Genomic DNA, 18,570 nt, shown 5'->3' on the forward strand with positions numbered 1-18,570 from the left:
TGAGGACCGCGGCACGGCCCTTGTGCATACAAAACGACGGCGTTCACCACACTACAAATGCTCCCATAGCGATCCAGATCTAGTATGAACACCTTCCGCACCACCGCGCTCATGGCGGTCATGATTGTGCTCTTTGCCCTCATCGGGCAGGCACTCGGGGGCACGGGCGGCATGCTGCTCGCCTTCCTGATTGCCGTGGGCATGAACGGCGTGAGCTACTGGTACAGCAGCTCCATCGTGCTCCGCATGTACGGGGCCGAAGAGGTGAGCCGCGCCGAGGCGCCGGAGCTGCACGACCTCGTGGATCGCCTGCGACGGCGGGCCGACCTGCCGATGCCGAAGGTCTGCATCATCCCGCAGGACCAGCCCAACGCCTTCGCTACCGGCCGCAACCCCGACAACGCCGTGGTGGCGGTAACGAAGGGCATCATGGACGTGCTCGACCGCGACGAACTGGCGGGCGTGATTGCCCACGAGCTGGCCCACATCAAGAACCGCGACATGCTGACGTCCACCGTCGCCGCGACGCTGGCCGGGGCGATTACGATGCTGTCCCGGTTCGCCCTCTTCTTCGGCGGCCGCGACAACAATTTCCTCGTGTCGCTCCTCATGATGATCCTCGCCCCGATGGCGGCGATGCTCATCCAGTCGGCGATCTCTCGCAGCCGCGAGTACGCCGCCGACCGAGAGGGGGCCGAGATCGCGAAAAATCCCCTCGGCCTCGCCAGTGCCCTGCGCAGCATGGAGCGGGCCGCGGAGCACCGGCCCATGCCGGCCAATCAGACGACCTCGCACATGTTCATCGTGAACCCCTTCAGCGGCGGCCTGAGTGGCATCAAGCGGCTCTTCTCCACCCACCCGCCCACGGAGGAGCGCATCGCCCGCCTCGAAGAAATGGCCGGTCGCGCCCAGTGAACCCATGATCCAGAACCGACTCGCCGTGTTTGGGGGCGGGCTCTTCGCGTTCTTCCTGGCCGCGGGCGCCCTGCTCCTGTATCTCTTTGGCACAGACACGTACACCGTCGACGGCCGCGTGGCCGGCATCCAGAACGAGGGGCGCACCCTCGTGGTGGAGCACGAGAAGATTCCCGGGTACATGCCGCCGATGATCATGCCCCTGCCGGTGGCGGACTCCAGCATGACCGCCCCGCTGGAAAAGGGGGATGCGGTCCAGTTTCGGCTCGCCGTCGGCGACAGTGCGAGCATCATCGCCCTCCGGACCCTCCCGGACACGGCGGTGGCCCGGAATCCGGCCCGCACGACCACGCCGATCAAGTCGGCCGCCGACGGGGGGACGCAGATGCTTCAGCAAGGGGACCGCGTCCCGGCGGGCCTCACGCTCACGAACCAGGCCGGCGAGTCCTTCCGGATCGGCGACTACCGCGGGCAGACGCTCGTCCTGACCTTCATCTATACCCGCTGCCCGCTGCCGACCTACTGCCCCCTCATGTCGAAGCAGTTTGCCGCCCTGCAGCCGCAGCTCCGCGAGCGGTACGGGGAGGAGGCCCAGCTGTTGTCGATCAGCTTCGACCCGGCCTACGACACGCCGCAGGTGCTCCGCGAGTACGCGTCGAAGTACACGGATCGGCTCGACACCTGGACCTTTGCCACCGGCGATTCGAGCCAGGTCGAACGGGCCACCGGCCTCTTCGGCGTGCATGCCCAGAAAACGGGCAGTGAGGAGATCACCCACAACCTCACGACGGCCCTGATTGGGTCGGAGGGGCACGTGCGGCGCCTCTGGCGCGGCAACGACTGGACGCCAGAGGACGTGCGGCAGGCCGTCGCGCAGGTGGCCGAGGCGTCCTGATCAGCCTCCGGACGCGCCGATCCAGTCCTCATCGGGCGAGACGCACCGAGACGCACTGAGGCGTCCCCACGAAACTCCCTCTTCAGTTCTACTTATGAACAAGTGCTCATGTGATCATAAACAGACAAACGGATTGAAGTGGTGGCCGCAACTAGAATCGTCGGTAGCGGCTCAACAAGTAGTGAGTCTTTCTGTTTGAACTGCGTCGCGTCTGGCCCACCAGCCTGGTCTATCCGATGATCAAAGAGACTTACGAGTGTAGAGAGTGTGGCTCCTCGAACATCGTCAAAAACGGACACAGCGCTAGCGGCTCTCAGCAGTATCACTGCAAGGACTGTGGAGCGCACAAGGTTCTCGATCCAGAGCCGCGAGGCTACTCCGAGGAGGAGAAAGAGAAAATCCTCCGTGCTTACCGCGAGCGCGGGTCAAAGCGGGCAATCAGCCGGATATTCGGCATCAGCCGCAATACATTGACCCGGTGGCTCAAAAAAAGGGACGAGAATCCGATTCAGTAGCCGAAGGGCTCCGGCCTGCTGAGGAAGGCGATGTCCTTGAACTCGATGAATGCTGGACGTATGTCCGAGAGCGGGCGAATAAACGGTGGCTGTGGGTTGCTCTGTGCCGGAGAACCCGGCAGGTCGTGGCATTTGTGATCGGAGACCGTTCGGCCAGAACCTGTGCTCGGCTCTGGAGCCGGATTCCGGAGGAATACCGTCAGGGCAGAAGCTTCAGCGACTTCTGGAAGTCCTATCGCCCAGTGTTTGCGGGCGACCCCAGCCACCGGCAGGTCGGAAAGTCCAGTGGTGAGATGGCCCACGTGGAAAGATTCTTCGGGCGACTGCGCCAGAAGCTGGCCCGGTATGTCCGCCGGACGCGAGCGGCCTCCGAGTCAGAACGGATGCTCCATCTGACGACGAAACTGTTCGTGGAGTGGTACAACGAAGCCATCACTTAACATCTATCCGCTACCGAATCGTCTTCTGGGTGGCGCTCGTCGCCGCAGCCGGACTGGGCGTGACGCTCATTGCTACCCTCGGGGTCAAAACCATCTCCATCTGGCCGCCGCCGGGGCGCCAGGCGTGGCAGTATCGGCTCGTGTGGACACTCTTCGCTGTGGCCTGCGTCGGCTTTCTTGTCGTGGGCGGAATCGACGCCGGGAGTCTGGGGCTTGCCCGATGGGTGGGCGAGGCCGGAACGATCATCCTCGGCAGCATGCTCGTCGTGGGGGGCACCGCGTTGGCCAGCTACGCGATGGGGCGACTGGGGCTGCGTGGGTGCCTCGGGCTAAACGCGGAGCTCGTCACGGACGGGCCATTCGCCGTGAGCCGAAATCCCGGCTACGTAGGGGACCTCATTCTAATCGCTGGATACGTGCTCCTCACCGACTCGGGCCTGGCAGGCATCGTGGGGGGGATTGGAGCCGTCTGGTTTCTCCTGGCGCCGTTGGCCGAAGAGCCATGGCTGGAGGAGCAGTACGGGGAGTCCTATCGACGTTACCGGCAGCGGTGTCCTCGTTTTCTCGGGGGAGCGTCGGTTCGACTGCTCTCCTCGGAAACAGCCTGATAAGGCCGCTTCGCTCATCAATTCGTGCACAGTCCGTCCTCATCCGCCGTGGCCGAACAGGTTCAACTCGATCTCCCCGTCGTACTCCCACGCGTCCCCGACGCGACGGACGCGTGCGTCGGTCGCCTCACGGACCGCCTCCGTGGGCAGCCGGGCGTAAGCAGGGCCCACGTGGTCCCCGCCACGAACGGCGCCCCGGACCGCCTCTGCGTGCACTACGACCCCGATACGATTGCGCGCTCTCGCATCCGGCGGCGCGTGCGGAGTGTCGGCGCGGACCTGACCGACCGGTACGGGCACCTCTCCTGGGCCGTTGAGGGAATCTCACGTCCCCGGCGCGCCCGGACCATCGCCAAGCGGCTGCGCCAAATCAATGGCGTGGTGGAGGCGGAGGCGCGTGCCGCCGAGCAGGTCCGCGTAGAGTACGACCGGTCGTCGACGAGTGCGGAGGAGATCCGCGACGTGCTCCGGTCGATGAACGTGCGGCCGCAGGGCGATCGGCTGGCGGCGCAGGGGCTGGCGGCAGAGGCCGGCCGTGGAGACCGCGAGGAAGAACACGACCACGACCATGGTGGGATCTTCGGCGAGAAGACGGAACTGATCGTTGCCGTCGCGGCCGGCGTGTGCGTGGCCCTGGGCGTTGGGCTCTCCGTCGTGGGCGGCACGCCCGGATGGGTCCCCTGGGGACTGTATGTCGGAGCCTACGCCCTTGGCGGGTACCACACCGTGCGGGAGGCGGTCGAGACGCTCCGGGCCGGCGAGTTTGAAGTAGATTTCCTCATGCTGGTGGCCGCGGGGGGAGCGGCGGTGCTCGGGAAATGGCTGGAGGGGGCGTTTCTGCTGTTTCTCTTCTCCCTCGGCCACGCGCTGGAGCACTACGCGATGCGCCGCGCCCGCCGGGCCATCGAGTCGCTCGCCGACCTGGCCCCAGACACCGCGCTCGTCCGCCGCGACGGAGAAGAACGAGAGGTTTCCGTCGATCAGCTGCGGGTGGGAGACACAGTCATCGTGAAGCCGAACGAGCGCATTCCGGCGGACGGATTCGTTACCCAGGGCGAGAGCGCCGTCAACCAGGCCCCGGTGACTGGCGAGAGCGTGCCGGTGGACAAGACACCCGTTGAAACCCCGGCGGCCGTGCGGGACCCGACGACCCTAGACGCGGCCCACCGCGTTTACGCCGGCACGATCAACGGGAGCGGCGTGCTGGAGGTACGCGTCACGAAGCGGGCGGGCGAGTCGACCCTTTCACGAGTCGTACAGATGGTCACGGAGGCGGAAGCCGAGAAGTCCCCGACCGAACGCTTCACCGACCGGTTTGAGCGGGTCTTCGTGCCGGCCGTCCTCGGGCTGGTGGGGCTTCTTCTCTTTGCCTGGGTGCCCCTCGGCGAGCCCGTTGCCGACAGCTTCTACCGCGCCATGGCTGTGCTCGTGGCCGCCAGTCCGTGCGCCCTCGCCATCGCCACGCCGAGTGCCGTGCTGAGTGCCCTGGCCCGGGCCGGGCAGGGGGGCGTGCTCGTGAAGGGGGGCGGCCCGCTCGAACACCTCGGCCGACTCGGCGCCGTCGCGTTCGACAAGACGGGCACCCTCACGGAGGGGGCGCCCCGCGTCACGGACGTGCGTCCCCACAACGGAACGTCCGAAGAAGACCTTCTCCGGGCCGCCGTCGCCGCCGAACGGCTCAGCGACCACCCGCTGGCGGAGGCGGTGGTCCAGTACGGGGACGAACACCTCGAGGGCCGCCCGCCCGAAGACGCGGCGGAAATGAAGGGCATCACGGGCCGGGGCATTCGGGCCTCTGTGGGAGGGCGTCCCGTGCACGTCGGGAACGCGGCCCTTTTCGACGAGGTCGGCGGCCCACCGCCCCCGGACCCGCTCCGCGACGAGGTGGAGGCGCTGGAGGCCGATGGGCGAACGACGATGATTGTCCGTCGCGGGGACACCTACCTCGGCGTGGTGGGCCTCGCCGATGCGCCCCGTCCAGAGGCCGCGGGCGTGGTGGAGCAGCTGCGCCGCGCGGGCATCCGGCGGATGGTCATGCTTTCGGGCGACAACCAGCGCGTCGTGGACGCGGCGGCCGAACGGCTGGGGCTCGACGAGGCCCGGGGCGACCTGCTGCCCAGCGACAAGGTGGACACCGTGCGGGCGCTCCGTCAGGACGAAGACGTGGCCATGGTGGGCGATGGGGTGAACGACGCGCCCGCCATGGCGAACGCCACCGTGGGCGTTGCGATGGGGGCGGCGGGATCGGACGCGGCCCTGGAGACCGCCGACGTGGCCCTGATGGCCGACGACCTGTCCCAGCTGCCGTTCGCGGTGGGGCTCAGCCGACAGACCCGCCGCGTCATCACGCAGAACCTGTGGATTGCGCTCGGCATGGTGGCGGTGCTGGTGCCCGCTACGATTGCGGGGCTCTCCATCGGCCCGGCCGTGGTGCTGCACGAAGGGTCGACGCTGCTCGTCGTGGGCAATGCGCTGCGGCTGCTCCGGTACGACACGTAGCGGCCGCAACGGAACTGGACTGGACCCCTCGTCCTATGAGGCACCGTCTGCGAAGGGACATCCAGTTTTTACTCGGCCGTTTTCCCTGCCATAGACCCACGCCCATGTCCGGCAATCCCGCCTCCGACGCCCCAGCTGACGCGCACGACGGGACCTGCGGAACGGAGGCAGCGCTTTCGGCGTCGCTGCCCACGGCCGCGGTTACCGACGCGACCGTCCGCCTCCTCAAAGGCTTTGCCGACCAGACGCGGCTGCGCATCCTGTGCCTGCTCCGCGACCGAGAGGTCTGCGTGCACAACATCGTGGAGGCGCTCGACATGAGCCAGTCGGCCATCAGCCACCAGCTGCGCGTGCTGCGCGACGCCCGGCTCGTGTCGCACCGACGCGAGGGACGGCACGTCTACTACCGCCTCGCCGACGACCACGTCCGCGAGATGCTGGAAAATGCCCTGTCGCACGGGGCCGAACCGGACTCGCAGTGAGCGGGTGTTTTCAGTGACCGAATGCCGAGACGGCACGCCGTGGCGGGTTACGAGGCGTTCTTGTCGGCCGGCGTCCCGAACCCGCCGCCGCCCGGCGTCTCGACGCGCACTCGACTGCCCGCGGGGAGCGTCCGCGAAACGTGGGCCGGCAGTTCCTCCTCGCGCCCATCGGGATGAATGAGCACCGTGCGCCCCGGCGCCCCGGGCTTGCCCCCGTTGCGGCCCCACGGCCCCCGGTTCCGCCGCGTGCTGAGCATCGTCGCGGTCGTCGGCACGAGCAGTTCGTAGACGCGCACGAGCCCGTCGCCGCCCCGAAACCGGCCCGCGCCGCCGCTGCCGGGGCGCAGCCGGTAGGCGACGATTCGAAACGGATACGTCTGCTCCAGCGCCTCGACGGGCGTGTTGAGCGTGTTCGTCATGTGCACGTGCACCCCGCTGAGGCCGTCCCCGTCGGCATGGGCGCCCATGCCGCCGCCGATGGTTTCGTAGTAGGCAAAGGGCGACCCGCCGGGCCGCAGCCCGGAGGCGACGTCCTCGGTTCGCTCAGGGCGCGTGCCGCCAAGGGTGAGGTTGTTCATCGTGCCCTGCCCGGCGGCCGGGACGCGGTCGGGGAGCGCCTGCGCGAGCGCCCCGAGCACCGTATCGACGATGCGCTGGGAGGTTTCCACGTTGCCGCCCGCCACCGCGTGCGGCGCCTCGGCATTCACGAGACATCCCTCCGGGGCGGTCACGGAGACGGGCGCGAGGCTCCCTGCATTTCCCGGAATGTCACCCCGGGTGAGGCCCTGCACCACGTAGTAGCAGGCCGATTTCGTGATGGGGAGCACGGCGTTCAGGTTGCCGTCCACCGCGTCGCCGGTGCCGTCGAAGTCGAACGTGATCGTGTCGCCCTGCACCGTCGCGGCCACGCGGATTGTGGCGGGGTCTGCGTCGCCCACCTCCACGTCGTCGGCAAAGGCGTACGTGCCCGCGGGCCAGTCGGACAGGGCCGCCCGCGTCCGGCGCTCGCTGTAGGCCTGCAGGTGGCGGGCGTAGGTCGTGACCTCGTTTGCCCCGTGCGCCTCGGCCAGGGCCTGCAGGCGCTCCGTGCCGACCGTGTGGGCGGCCCGCTGCGCCGCAAGGTCGCCCCGCCGCTCCTCGGGGGTGCGCACGTTGCGGAGGAGGGTCTGGAGGAGCGCGTCGTTGCGCGTGCCGCCGTCGACCAGCTTGACGGGCGGAATGATGGTGCCCTCCTGTACCAGCTCGGTGGCGAGGGGGAGCGAGCCGGGCGTCATGCCGCCGACGTCGGCGTGGTGGGCCCGGCTCGCCACGAAGAACGAGGGCGCGTCTGCGGTGCCGACGAACACGGGCGAGACCATGGTCACGTCCGGCAGGTGCGTGCCGCCCGCGTACGGGTCGTTCAGGATCACCACGTCGCCCTCGGCCCAGGCGTCCACGGCGGCCCGCGCCGCGTCGACGCTCGCGGGCATGGCGCCCAGGTGGACGGGGATGTGGGCGGCCTGCGCCACGAGGGCGCCGCCCCTGTCGAACACCGCGCAGGAGAAGTCGAGCCGCTCCTTGATGTTGGGCGAGTGGCTGGTGCGCCGGAGCGTCACGCCCATCTCGTCGGCCACCCCCTCAAAGCGGTGGCGGTAGAGCTCCAGCAGGATGGGGTCGGCGTCGGGCATACAAATGGACCTGTAAGCGTGGAAAGCGCCGCGACGGGGCTGGGGCGCAGGGACGTGGTCTGCTTCTGCTCGTTCCATCGCGTTCCGGAAGGGGCGTCTTGGCGCCCAGACACGGATTTTTGAAGAGCCCCCTTCGTCACGTGCATAGCGCGCCGCTGCCGAAGGGCCGGAGAAATATTCCTGAGGGGCGTTCCAGCACCGTCAGCCCCGGGCGTCAGGCGAACGGGCGGCTCGGTGCTGAAAACTCATCGGATCTGCATCTCAGTCCCCATGCCCCCCACTCCTCGTGGGCTAGCGTCTCCGCCTCGGGTTCCGCCTCACGGCTGGCGTTCGAGAGGGGTTGGCAAGGCGGGGTCGGACGCGTGAGGGCGCCCACTGCGCACACGACCCGGCTACGCTCCGACTCTTCCTGGCTTCGGCGTCGGGAGGAGGTCTCGTCGATCATCGAGCCGCGGGGCAGGGAGGAGAGCCAGTCGCAAATTGCTGTAAGTCGGTGAGCGTCAACGCGACGCGGAACGGAATAACGTCCGTTGAACGTGTTCAGCCTCGGTGGGCCACCGCGTCTCTGCTCGGCGAATCCGCCCTCTCACCCTTTCGGGGCTGTCGGGCAGTACAGGGCGGATCCACGTCCGGCACCCCCGCTGGAGTCCCTGAACAGGGGCCGCTTGGGCCCAGGGCGAGGAGACGTGGGGCTTAACTATTGATAAGAGCGGAGTGTTGGGCATCAGAGCATGCCCTGAGCGGCTCAGCGTGCGGAATGGAGCGTACATTTCGGGGGCAGATACGAACCCTGGCACAGTTGTTGGAAACCTGGCATGTACGCTCGGCGGCGTGAGGCAAAAGGCGGCTGGGGCGTGCAGTAGGGCTCCCGTCCCCCTTTGCCTCCGGCCGAGCCCCGTGCGAATTGTGCACGCCCGTCTGCAGGGCCCCAGGGCAACGCCCATGGAGGCCACATGCGAAGCAGACGGCACTCTCGCTTCAGTACCCCACTGACAACCGATTCGATTCCGATGCGTTGCTCCCCAGTGCTAAGCCGCCTTCGAACCGCCGCCGTGCTTCTGGTAGGCATGTTTCTGTGTGCGCCGTGGCTGGGGTACGGCCAAGAGACCCCAGAAATTGAAGGCACGATCACCGTGCGCACCGACGCCGGCGGATCGGAGACGCTCCCCCTCGGAATAGACCCCAATGCGACCGCCGGGGTGGACCCGGCGTTTGGAGAAGCCGAACTGCCGCCCCCACCCCCGTCCGGCGTGTTTGATGCCCGGTGGATTGACGACGATGTCCCGCCATCGACGTTCGGGGAGGGCCTGCCCGTCGACGTCCGGCAGGGGAGCGCGAGCGCCGCCGGGACCCGGCAGCACGAGATCCAGTTCCGGGCCGAGGACGCGGCCACCGAAGTCGTCATCGAATGGGACCTGCCGGCGGGGGTGACCGGGACGATCGTGGACAAATTTGACGGCTCGGTCTACGGGCCCGTCGAGATGACGGGGAACGACTCCCTCACGGTGAGCCCGGGCGACCCGGATGCCCTCCTCACGATCGACTACAACAGCGCGCCGACGCTCGACACGAATGCAGGCACGACGCTGGACGAGGGCGGACAGGTGACCCTTTCGACCGATTCGCTCAGTGCCTCGGACCCGGACCACGACCCATCGGAGCTCACATTTACCGTGACGAGTGGGCCGACGGAGGGCGTCCTTCGGGTCTCGGGGACGGCGGCCATGGAGTTTACGCAGCAGGATCTGATTGATGGGGCCGTCACGTACGACCACACCGCCGACATCGCGCCCGGGGACACGCCGCCCGACGACGCCTTTGCGTTTAACCTGCAGGACGGCAAGGGCGAAGGCCCGACGGGCAACGTCTTTTCGGTGTCGGTGCTCGGGACGAACGATCCCCCAACGGCCGCCGCCGACGCCGACACAACGCAGCAGGGCACGCCGATTTCCATTGCTGCGCCAGGGGTGCTCGAAAACGACAGCGACCCCAACGGGAACCCGCTTTCGGTATCGGCGGTCAACGGAAGCCCGTCGGACGTCGGCCAACAGATCTCCTTGACGTCCGGCGCGCTCCTGACGATCGAGACGAACGGGGCCTACAGCTACGCCCCAAACGGCGCATTCGACAACCTGAGCGACGGGGAGACCGCCTCGGACAGCTTCACCTACACGGCCAGTGACGGGAACGGAGGGACCAACCAGGCCAGTGTGTCCCTCACCATCGAGGGCCTCAACGGCGCGCCCGTCGCGGCGGATGACAGTTTTGCTACGTACGAGGACAGCACGCTGACCGTCGACGCGCCCGGAATTCTCGGAAATGACAACGATCCGGACGCAGATCCGCTAACTCCCTCGGTGGTATCGGACCCGAGTAATGGAACGGTCACGCTGAGCAACGATGGCTCTTTCGAGTACGTCCCGGCATCGGGATTCGCCGACACCGATAGCTTCACATACGAAGTCTCCGACGAAGGCGGCGCCACCGATCAGGCCACTGTGGCGCTCACCGTGAATGGAACGCGCACCCTGGCCCTGGACGACGGGTGGAACCTGGTGTCGCTGCCCTACCAGCTGGAGGACCCGACCTTCGGCTCGGTCCTGCCGTCGTGCACGAGCGGGTTCGGTTACGACCCGGACTCCGGCAACCAGTCCCTCTCGGGCGGGGACACGCTCACTGTCGGACAGGGGTATTGGGCAAACTGCCCGTCCGGAACGGCGCAGGTGACCGGCGTGAAGGCCGACGCGCAGACCGTCAGCGTCGCCGCGGGGTGGAACCTCGTCGGGCCGTTCGGCGACTCCACCGACACCGGAGCGATCTCGTCCGATCCGCAGGGCATCGTTGCGTCGTCCGTCTACGGCTTCGATCCGTCGGACGGCTACATGCCGGTCTCCACGCTTGCGCCGGGCGAGGGGTACTGGATCAACGCCAGCGCGTCGGGAACGCTGACGCTGGGGGGGAGCGGGGATGGCAGCAGCCTCACGGCCGGGACGCGTCTCCAGAACGCGGGCGAGGACGAGAAGACAGCCTCCCTCCACGTAACCGACGACGAGGGGCGCGAGGCGACGCTTTGGCTCCGGCGCGACCGGCCCACGTCGAAGCAACAGAGACACATGCTGCCCCCAATTCCTCCCGGGGGCACATTCGACGTCCGGTTTGCCAACGGTGGGGCCCTGGCCCCCGTGGCGTCCGGCGCCGGGCCCCCCTCCGTCCACGACGTGAAGCTGCAGGGAGTGGCGTACCCCCTGACGCTTCGCCTGCAGGGCGGCTCGCGAGCCGGCGCCGTCCGCGTCCGGAAAGACCGTGGCCCCGACGCAGACGTCACGACCTTGACCGCGGAGGCCCCGTCGGTGACCCTGCAGGACGGAGACGGGCAGCTCCAGGTGGGCCTCCAACCCGCCCCCGACCAGTTTTCTCTGCAGAACAGCGCGCCGAATCCCGCCAGCGGGCCGGCCACGATCGCGTTCAGCGTTCCCGAGCAGACACACGTAACGATCGACATGTTCGATGTGCTGGGGAGGAGGGTCGCAACGCTCGCGGACGGGCAGAGGGAGCCGGGCCGACACGACGTTCGCCTGGATGTTGGGTCGCTTTCCAGTGGCACGTACTTCTACCGCATGTCCGCCGACGGCTTTTCGAAGACGCGGCGCCTGGAGGTCATCCGGTAGAAGAAGGGGGCTGCCGGGCGGGAGAGCGTACCGGAAAGATCCCACGCCATCCGGAGCTGAGGGTCGGCAAAGAAAAGCCCCGCCGGCCTGGTCTGGTGGAAGGGACGGCCGACGGGGGGCTCACAGCTACCACTGCAAGCGTGACAAGTAACTTTCAAGGAGGACCGTTTCGTTCCGGTATGGAAGACAATCCTCGTCACCAAAAGACTAATATATGGTGAACAGGTCTTCTTTAGATCGGGTAGGGCGTTGGCCATTCCCTGGGCGCGTATGCTCCGGTCTGGTTCACGCGCCGGGCCCACCGATGATTTGGACCGTCGGGACCCGTCCCCGACAAGGTGACTCCGGCGCTCGGGCGCCGTCACTGCCAACAGGTGCAATCTGTGTCCCGGCCCGATCACCAAGGCGTAGACGAACAGATTGGGCGGGGATACGCGCCACCAACTCGTCCCCCCGAATCTCACAGGTTGCCCCATCGACTTAGGGGCATCCTCCCCGCCGCCGATAACAAGGGCGAAGCGGAAAGCTCAACCAATTAAGAAACGGTGGTCATCATGTCTGGCAGTGGTTCTTCTTCGCCTGCTCAGTTTGAGTCTAGCCGTCGCCATCTGTCCTGGACGGGGTGCGAGCGGAAGGTCCGAACGCTCCACAGCGACGCGTCGGAAGACCTTGATAGGGAACAGTCCCGTCGGCTCTACTCGCTCGAACTCTCTGCGTCTCGTCATGCCGGCACGTCGCCGCGCCATCTGCTAGAGCAGGCGAAGCAGGTTCTTCAGTAGGGGGGATTGGTCCCTCGTTCGGGCCCTGTCCAGCCTGGGCTGGTGGCGGTGCCGCGCGAGGCCTCGGGCGGGAACGGGAAGCCCGATCGACGTGGCTCCTCGCCCCCGGCCCCCTCCGGGAGGAGCCCCGGGTCTCGCGGGAAGACAGCGGTTGGGCGGGTGTGCCCGCGCTTCCTGTAGGCCCTCGATGAGCCCTGTCGTGCACATGGTGCCAGTCTTGCGTTCCTGCCTCAGACCCTTCGTGTTGTTCTGCCTCGTGGGCACGGTGGGGACCGACCGTGCCTGTGCACATCCCAACTCGCCGGGGCTCGATACCACCACGGTCCAGACGGGATGGGCCGTTCAGGGAATCACGGAATACGATCGGTCGGCCGTCTACGAGGATGCCCTACTGCACCAGTGGACGCAGGGATCGCTGAAGGCGCCGGCTCCCGGCAGTGCAGTCGGTGCGTCCACGCCCGGAACGTGACCGGGCCCTGGGCGGGGCCGTCACGGGAGCCGGCCTCCTGGGACGTCGGGCGGCCGCCGCCCGATACGTCCGGGCCGCGGCCGATGCCCCCGACCTGATCGTCTTCGACGCCGGCATGCTGCTCGACGGTCAGGACGGGGATTGGTACTGGGGACGCTTTGGGCCCGACTGGGGCGCAAAACCGGGGATCTCCTCGGCCCATCCGCCCTTCACGGACGGGCGTGCTCCTGCCCAGAGCCGCGTGTCCGAGGGCGCCCTCACACAAACGCGCTCTGGCCCGTGATGGCGCGGCCCACAATCAGTGCGTTCATCTCGCGGGAGCCCTCGTAGGAGTAGACCCCCTCCGCGTCGGCGAAGAGGCGGGCCACGTCGTGATCCAGCAGGATGCCGTTGCCCCCCATGATGCCCCGGGCGATGGAGACGACCTCGCGCATCGTGTCGCAGGCCCAGACCTTGGCCAGGCTGGACCGCTCGTTGCCGATCGCGCCCGCGCCAGCCTCCAGTCGGCCGAGCTGCATGACGAACGTCTGCAGCGCCGTCACCTTGCCGAGCATCGTCACGAGCTTGTCCTGCACCATTTGGAATGAGGAGGTCGGCTTGCCGAACTGCGTGCGCTCGTTGCAGTAGGCCAGGGCCTTCTCGTAGGCGCCGGTGGCGAGCCCCGCGGCCTCCCAAGCCACGCTGGCGCGGCAGGTCGCGAGCTGCGCGCTCACGTCCCCAAAGTGCGACACCCCGGGCAGCCGGTTGGCCTCCGGAAGCTCGACGCCGTCCAGCTCGATGAGCCCATTCTCCACGCCCCGCTTGGCAATCTTGCCGCCGATCTGCTCGACGTGGTAGCCGGGCCGCTCCTGCTCGACGAGGAACCCTTTGATGCAGCCGTCCGCCTCGTCGCGTGCCCACACGACCGTCACGTCGGCAAACGTGGCGTTGCCGGCCCACTTCTTCGCGCCGTCGAGCACCCACGTGTCCCCCTCGCGGCGGGCCGTGGTCGCCAGGCCCTGAGACACGTCGGAGCCGTGGTCCGGCTCGGTGAGCGCCCAGGAGCCGATCATGTCGAACGCCGCCATGGGCTCGAGGAATCGCTCCTTCTGCGCCTCGGAGCCGAAGAGTGCCACCGAGCCCATCGACAGGAGCGTGTGCACGCCCCAGAACGTGCAGAACGACGGCTCGACCCGCGACATCTCGAAGCTGATGAGGTTGGTCCGGATCGGATCGTCGGACGGGAAGGTGTAGGCGTCTCGGCCAACGACCTCGTCGAAGAGCGCGCCGGCCTTAGGAATGAGGTCCTTCGGAAACGTCCCGTCCTCCCACATGTCGTTGGCGACCGGCTCGACCTCCGCCTGCATGAACGACCGGACCGTCTCCCGCGTCGCCTCTTGTGCGTCGGTCAGGCCCTCGAAGACCTCGTACACATCCGCGTTCACCGGGGGCGTGGGGGACGGACGCTGCGGCTTCTGGGGGCGGGCCCCGTCGGCCAGGCGATCCAACTCGTCTTCGTCGAGGTCGCTCAGCGCGCCGAGGAGCTGGTCGACGTCCGCCTTTTCGGACAGGCGTGCGAGCACGTCGCGGTCAATGTCGGCGGTGGCAAGGTCGTTGGGCATAGGGAGAGAGAAAGGGTGAGAGGCAGCAGTGGTGCGAAGCGCCTCGTGTGCATCGGCAGGCGCAACTCTTTGATCAAAAGAAAACAATCCAGCCTGCACACTCGCCACCGATGTCCCCCATACGATACAGAAACGTTTAGCTATGCCGGGGGCGCGTGTCAATCTCCCTGCCTCGGCGCGGGGCTTTGCGGGAGTGCACGACCTCAAGGGACACGCCCCCGAAAGCGGATGCGGCCCCGCACACGACGCCTCAGGGGCCGTGTCCACGAGAAGGCGACCGCTTCCGATGCGGACGGGCCGAAGGGGAGGAAATGCGGGACCGTAAAGGCAGAAAAAAGATTGAGGGCGGTGCTTGACAATTGTTTGTAACTAGTCTAAATAAGATGACGCGCCGTTCTGAAAGAAAAATGAGCCTCCGAAATGGCACCGCGCCGTCTCGTCTCCCGGTTCGTCAGTCGCTTTCGTCTCAACGCCCCCGGAACGCTCGGGGAACTCCCGCTGGCCCTTGCCCTCGTGCTTGGGGGGTTTGCCCTCTGCTGGGTCCCGACGCAGACGTCGTTTTCCCAGGACGTTCGGACGGGCGCCGTGGTGGGGACCGTCGGTGTCCCGTCGGGCTCGGCGGCGGGGGCGAACGTCGTGCTTCGAGATGCCGACGATGCCCCCGCCGCTGCGGGACAGTCTCGACTGGGGGATGCGGTCGGGGACGGCGGACGCTTCCGCATTGCGGGGGTCCCGCCCGGGCGCTACGTTCTTCGGGTGACCCTCGTCGGGTACGAGAGGGCCGAGCAGCCCGTCCAGGTCCGTCGTGGCGACACGACAAGCGTCGACGTCGAGCTCCGCCGCGATCGGGCTCGTCTCGGGGAAGTGACGGTGCGGGGCGGCGGCTCGCTCACCCAGCAGAGCACGGAGGCGGCGGCGGAACAGGTGCGTCAGGTTCCGGGAGGGGCGAATCTGGTGTCTCTCCAAGACCGGGAACTGCGCCCGATCGCCACGGTGGCCAGCGCGCTCGAAGATGAGCCCGGTGTCGTGGTTCAGGAATTTTTCGGGGGCAACGATCAGCCCCGCATCAGCATTCGGGGGGCCGGCCTCCAGAGCAATCCTCAGAGCCGGGGCCTCCTTCTGATGCACAACGGATTTCCGCTCAACTTCGCGGACGGGTCGTTCGTGACGGGGCTCGTTGAGCCCCGGATGGCACGTCACGCCGAGGTATACCGCGGGGGCAATGCGCTCGGGCCCGGCGGGGCCACGCTCGGGGGAGCGATTGATTTCGTCGCCCCGACGGGGCGCTCCGCGGATGGGCCTCAGCTAAAGCTTACGGGGGGGAGCTACCGGACGGCCTCGGGGCACGCCCAGTACGGATGGGCCGGCGCGAACACGGATGTCTTTGTGATGGGCACCGGGCACCGCCACGACGGCTTTCGGCAGACGAACGACGAGGGCGAGCGGCTCACGGGCCACGCCAACGTTGGGTACCGGTGGGACGACAATCTCGAAACCCGGGTATACGGCACGGTCGCCACTCTTGGGTTCAACATTCCCGGTCCGCTGAACAAGCAGCAGCTGGACGCCGATCCGACGGCCGTCTCTCGCGGGGTGACGCCCCCCCGCAGCCTTGGCCCGAACGTCCCCCTCGACCGGCCACGGCGTGAGACGGAGCTGTACCGGGCGGCCACGCGGACCACCTGGCGGACAGGGGCGTCGGCCAGTGGGCACGAGGTGTCCGTCCGTGCCGGGGCTGCCTACCAGTACGTCGAGGACGACTTCCGCTTTCCAGTTGGTACGGGCGTCCGTTCGACCCGCTCCCACGACGTCACCCTAAATCTGGACGCCCGGCGTGCAGGGGCCGTGCTCGGGGGGGAGGGCACGTCGGTCCTCGGTGTGAGCGCGACCCTGGGGGACATGGACCGCGGCTACTTTGCCAACGAACGGGGGCGGACGGGACGCCGCTTCGCGGACAACGAAATGCAGGCCTCCACCGTCCGGGCATTTGCACGGCAGCGGGTCCAGTTCGGCACGCGGCTGGCCGCGACGGCGAGCATCAGCGGCATCCTGGCCCGCCGCGAGATCGACGAGGCCCTCTCCTCCACGAGCCAGCGGGCCCGGTACGTGGCCCCGAAGGACAAGTATGTCTCGTTCGCCTCGTCGCCCGCTACGCTCGACGAGACGTACCGGGGCCTTCGTCCAGCGGTCGGCCTGCAGTACGCAGCCGCCCCGGCCCTTGACCTCTTTGCCGGCGTGACGCGTAGCTACGAGCCCCCGACCTTCAACACTCTGCTCTCCCCGAGTGGGGGCAATCCCAAGAAGGGCCCCGGGCAGTTTCAGCCCCGCGTCCTGGACGCCCAGTCCGGCACCACGGTGGAGGTCGGCACGCGCCGCACTCGCGGGCGGCTGCAGTGGGACGTAGTGGCCTACCGGACCTGGCTCAAGAACGAACTGCTCACGACTGCGGCCCTCTTCGGGGGGGCGGGGTCGACGTCCAACGCGCCGGTGCGGACCATCCACCAGGGCCTGGAGACGCACGTAGATCTTCGTCTTCTGGACGGGATGCTTGCCGACGGAAGCGGGGCCCCCGACCAGCTCGCCCTGGAGGCAACCTACAACCTCAATGACTTCTACTTCGACACCGACGCGCGGAACCAGCTCGCCGGCGTGCCGCGCCATCGCCTCCACGCGCAGCTCACGTACGATCACCCCGTCGGGCTTTCGGTCACGCCGGACCTGACCTGGATGCCTCAGCGGACGCCCACCGACCACGCCAACACGATCTACCAGAGCCCCTACGCCCTGCTCGGGGCGCGGGCGCACTACACAGTCGGGCCGGGTTGGTTGGACGCGGGGCAGCTTGCGGTCTTCGTTGAGGCGGAGAACCTCACCGGCACAACCTACGCGAGCAGCTACCTCGTCCGAGATCAGGTGCCCAATCCGCCCCCCGCCCCGCTCACGTCCGCAGACGTAACCTCGTTCATTCCGGGGCAGGGACGGACGCTCCAGATTGGGGTGACGGTCGGGTGGTAGACGCTCCGTCCCGTCCCATTGGCGGGACGGTTCGTCGCGGGAGCGCAATCCTGACGGTTGTGCGGCGGGAATGGACGGCCTGGAGGGGGCAGGACTGATGCCGCTGTGGGAGTCGCGCCGGGCGGGGAGAGGGCGCCGTGTCCGGGCCGGGGGAACGTGTCTCGCTGCACAGCACCCGCACGAGAGCCCCCCGCCCAGGAACGGCCTGTCTGGCGGCCCCCGAGGCTGCCTCCGGCGACGGTCGGGCGACTGAGCAGCGTGGCGGGCTAGAACGTCCCGAAGGCGCCCGGGGCGAGGAGCACGTGGAGGGCGATGCCTCATCTCTGCCCATCGGTTGGGCGGCATGGTTGGGCGGCATGCCGTCGGCCCCGGCGTCGCCAAGGGACGGGCGACATCCGCCCAGTCCCAGAAGCCCTCGGCCATCCAGGCTCGCTGACGACCGTGCGCCCCGCCCCCGTCGTGGAAGAATGCCAACGGCCAAGATGGAAGAAATGTAACATTCCATTGATGCCCTGTGCCCCGTCTCTGGGGGGCGGTGGCGTATCGTGCGTACTGTCCATAGATTGGTTTTCCATCACCCTCTACAGCCACGTGCAGGGCCCCTCCAGGGGCGGCAGGGCGTGCAGTCGAAAGCACACAATCCGGAGGGGTTGTCCTGACGCGTCTGGCCGTGGGGCACCGGTCCGCCGGAGGGACGCCAGGCACCGCCGGGGTTCATACTTCCGTTCCGATTTGGGGCAACGGCAGAAGGGGATAGGCACGCCATCCACGTGTACCACGAATCCCCGTCGGCAACGGGAACGCAGAAAAGACGGAAGGCTCCAAGTGCCGCGTGTAAGTTCAAACCGTCGGGCAACCATGCATTGGGACGATACGCCGTGCTTGGGGAGAACAGTGTCCGGCACGCATCGACGGCAGGGCATTCGGGCAGTGGAACCGACGAAGAAGGGACTGCGACCCCGACGCAACGACCTGTTGCGCCGCGAGCGGGGGCGGGTCCGGGGGCTCAATCCCGCT

12 protein-coding genes are annotated in these 18,570 nt (G+C 67.8%); 10 read left to right on the forward strand and 2 right to left on the reverse strand.

Annotated features, from left to right (window positions below; genetic code table 11):
* Positions 1 to 84 precede the first annotated feature (84 nt).
* The 6 genes from htpX (at position 85) to SRU_RS00610 (ending at position 6,354) form a co-directional block, all read left to right on the forward strand.
* Positions 85 to 915: a zinc metalloprotease HtpX gene (gene htpX, locus SRU_RS00585; protein WP_011402892.1), complete on the forward strand. Its 831-nt coding sequence runs from the start codon at positions 85 to 87 to the stop codon at positions 913 to 915.
* A gap of 4 nt (positions 916 to 919) precedes the next feature.
* Positions 920 to 1,810, forward strand: a complete 891-nt coding sequence (locus SRU_RS00590) for an SCO family protein (RefSeq protein ID WP_112902723.1) — start codon at positions 920 to 922, stop codon at positions 1,808 to 1,810.
* Between the two features lie 236 nt (positions 1,811 to 2,046).
* Positions 2,047 to 2,765 (forward strand): IS1-like element ISSru3 family transposase gene (locus SRU_RS00595; RefSeq protein WP_076611408.1). Its coding sequence is split into 2 segments (ribosomal slippage): positions 2,047 to 2,295 and positions 2,298 to 2,765, totalling 717 coding nucleotides; the frame shifts between segments, so codons are not numbered across the junction.
* 29 nt (positions 2,766 to 2,794) lie between these two features.
* On the forward strand, positions 2,795 to 3,373 hold the full coding sequence (locus SRU_RS00600; RefSeq protein ID WP_237701805.1) for a methyltransferase family protein: 579 nt from the start codon (positions 2,795 to 2,797) through the stop codon (positions 3,371 to 3,373).
* A gap of 24 nt (positions 3,374 to 3,397) precedes the next feature.
* The gene (locus SRU_RS00605; RefSeq protein ID WP_011402897.1) at positions 3,398 to 5,872 is read left to right on the forward strand and encodes a heavy metal translocating P-type ATPase; all 2,475 of its coding nucleotides are present in this window, start codon (positions 3,398 to 3,400) and stop codon (positions 5,870 to 5,872) included.
* Positions 5,873 to 5,976: 104 nt separating this feature from the next.
* A complete protein-coding gene (locus tag SRU_RS00610) occupies positions 5,977 to 6,354 on the forward strand; it encodes an ArsR/SmtB family transcription factor (protein ID WP_112902725.1) in 378 nt (125 codons plus the stop codon).
* A 47-nt stretch (positions 6,355 to 6,401) separates the two neighbouring features.
* Here the strand turns inward: SRU_RS00610 and SRU_RS00615 are convergent, their stop codons facing one another.
* Entirely contained in the window at positions 6,402 to 8,021 is a 1,620-nt protein-coding gene (locus SRU_RS00615; RefSeq protein ID WP_011402899.1) for a hydantoinase B/oxoprolinase family protein, read from the reverse strand.
* Between the two features lie 1,010 nt (positions 8,022 to 9,031).
* On the opposite strand from SRU_RS00615, the gene SRU_RS00620 reads away from it, so the two are divergent.
* The 3 genes from SRU_RS00620 to SRU_RS00630 all read left to right on the forward strand — a co-directional run bounded on the left by SRU_RS00620 (position 9,032) and on the right by SRU_RS00630 (position 13,220).
* On the forward strand, positions 9,032 to 11,689 hold the full coding sequence (locus tag SRU_RS00620) for an Ig-like domain-containing protein (RefSeq protein WP_237701806.1): 2,658 nt from the start codon (positions 9,032 to 9,034) through the stop codon (positions 11,687 to 11,689).
* Between the two features lie 1,020 nt (positions 11,690 to 12,709).
* Positions 12,710 to 12,937: a hypothetical protein gene (locus SRU_RS00625; RefSeq protein ID WP_148278334.1), complete on the forward strand. Its 228-nt coding sequence runs from the start codon at positions 12,710 to 12,712 to the stop codon at positions 12,935 to 12,937.
* Entirely contained in the window at positions 12,915 to 13,220 is a 306-nt protein-coding gene (locus SRU_RS00630; protein WP_231847243.1) for a hypothetical protein, read from the forward strand. Before SRU_RS00625 ends, SRU_RS00630 begins: the two co-directional genes overlap by 23 nt.
* On the opposite strand, the gene SRU_RS00635 is transcribed toward SRU_RS00630, so the two are convergent.
* A complete protein-coding gene (locus SRU_RS00635; RefSeq protein ID WP_013060626.1) occupies positions 13,195 to 14,538 on the reverse strand; it encodes an acyl-CoA dehydrogenase family protein in 1,344 nt (447 codons plus the stop codon). The two genes, SRU_RS00630 and SRU_RS00635, sit on opposite strands and share 26 nt — an antisense overlap.
* A gap of 420 nt (positions 14,539 to 14,958) precedes the next feature.
* Here SRU_RS00635 and SRU_RS00640 point away from each other — a divergent pair, with 420 nt between their 5' ends.
* Positions 14,959 to 17,553, forward strand: coding sequence for a TonB-dependent receptor (locus SRU_RS00640; protein ID WP_013060627.1), 2,595 nt, complete (start codon positions 14,959 to 14,961; stop codon positions 17,551 to 17,553).
* The last annotated feature ends 1,017 nt before the right edge of the window (positions 17,554 to 18,570 follow it).

It is taken from the genome of Salinibacter ruber DSM 13855 (assembly GCF_000013045.1).
In the GTDB taxonomy this organism is placed as follows: domain Bacteria; phylum Bacteroidota; class Rhodothermia; order Rhodothermales; family Salinibacteraceae; genus Salinibacter; species Salinibacter ruber.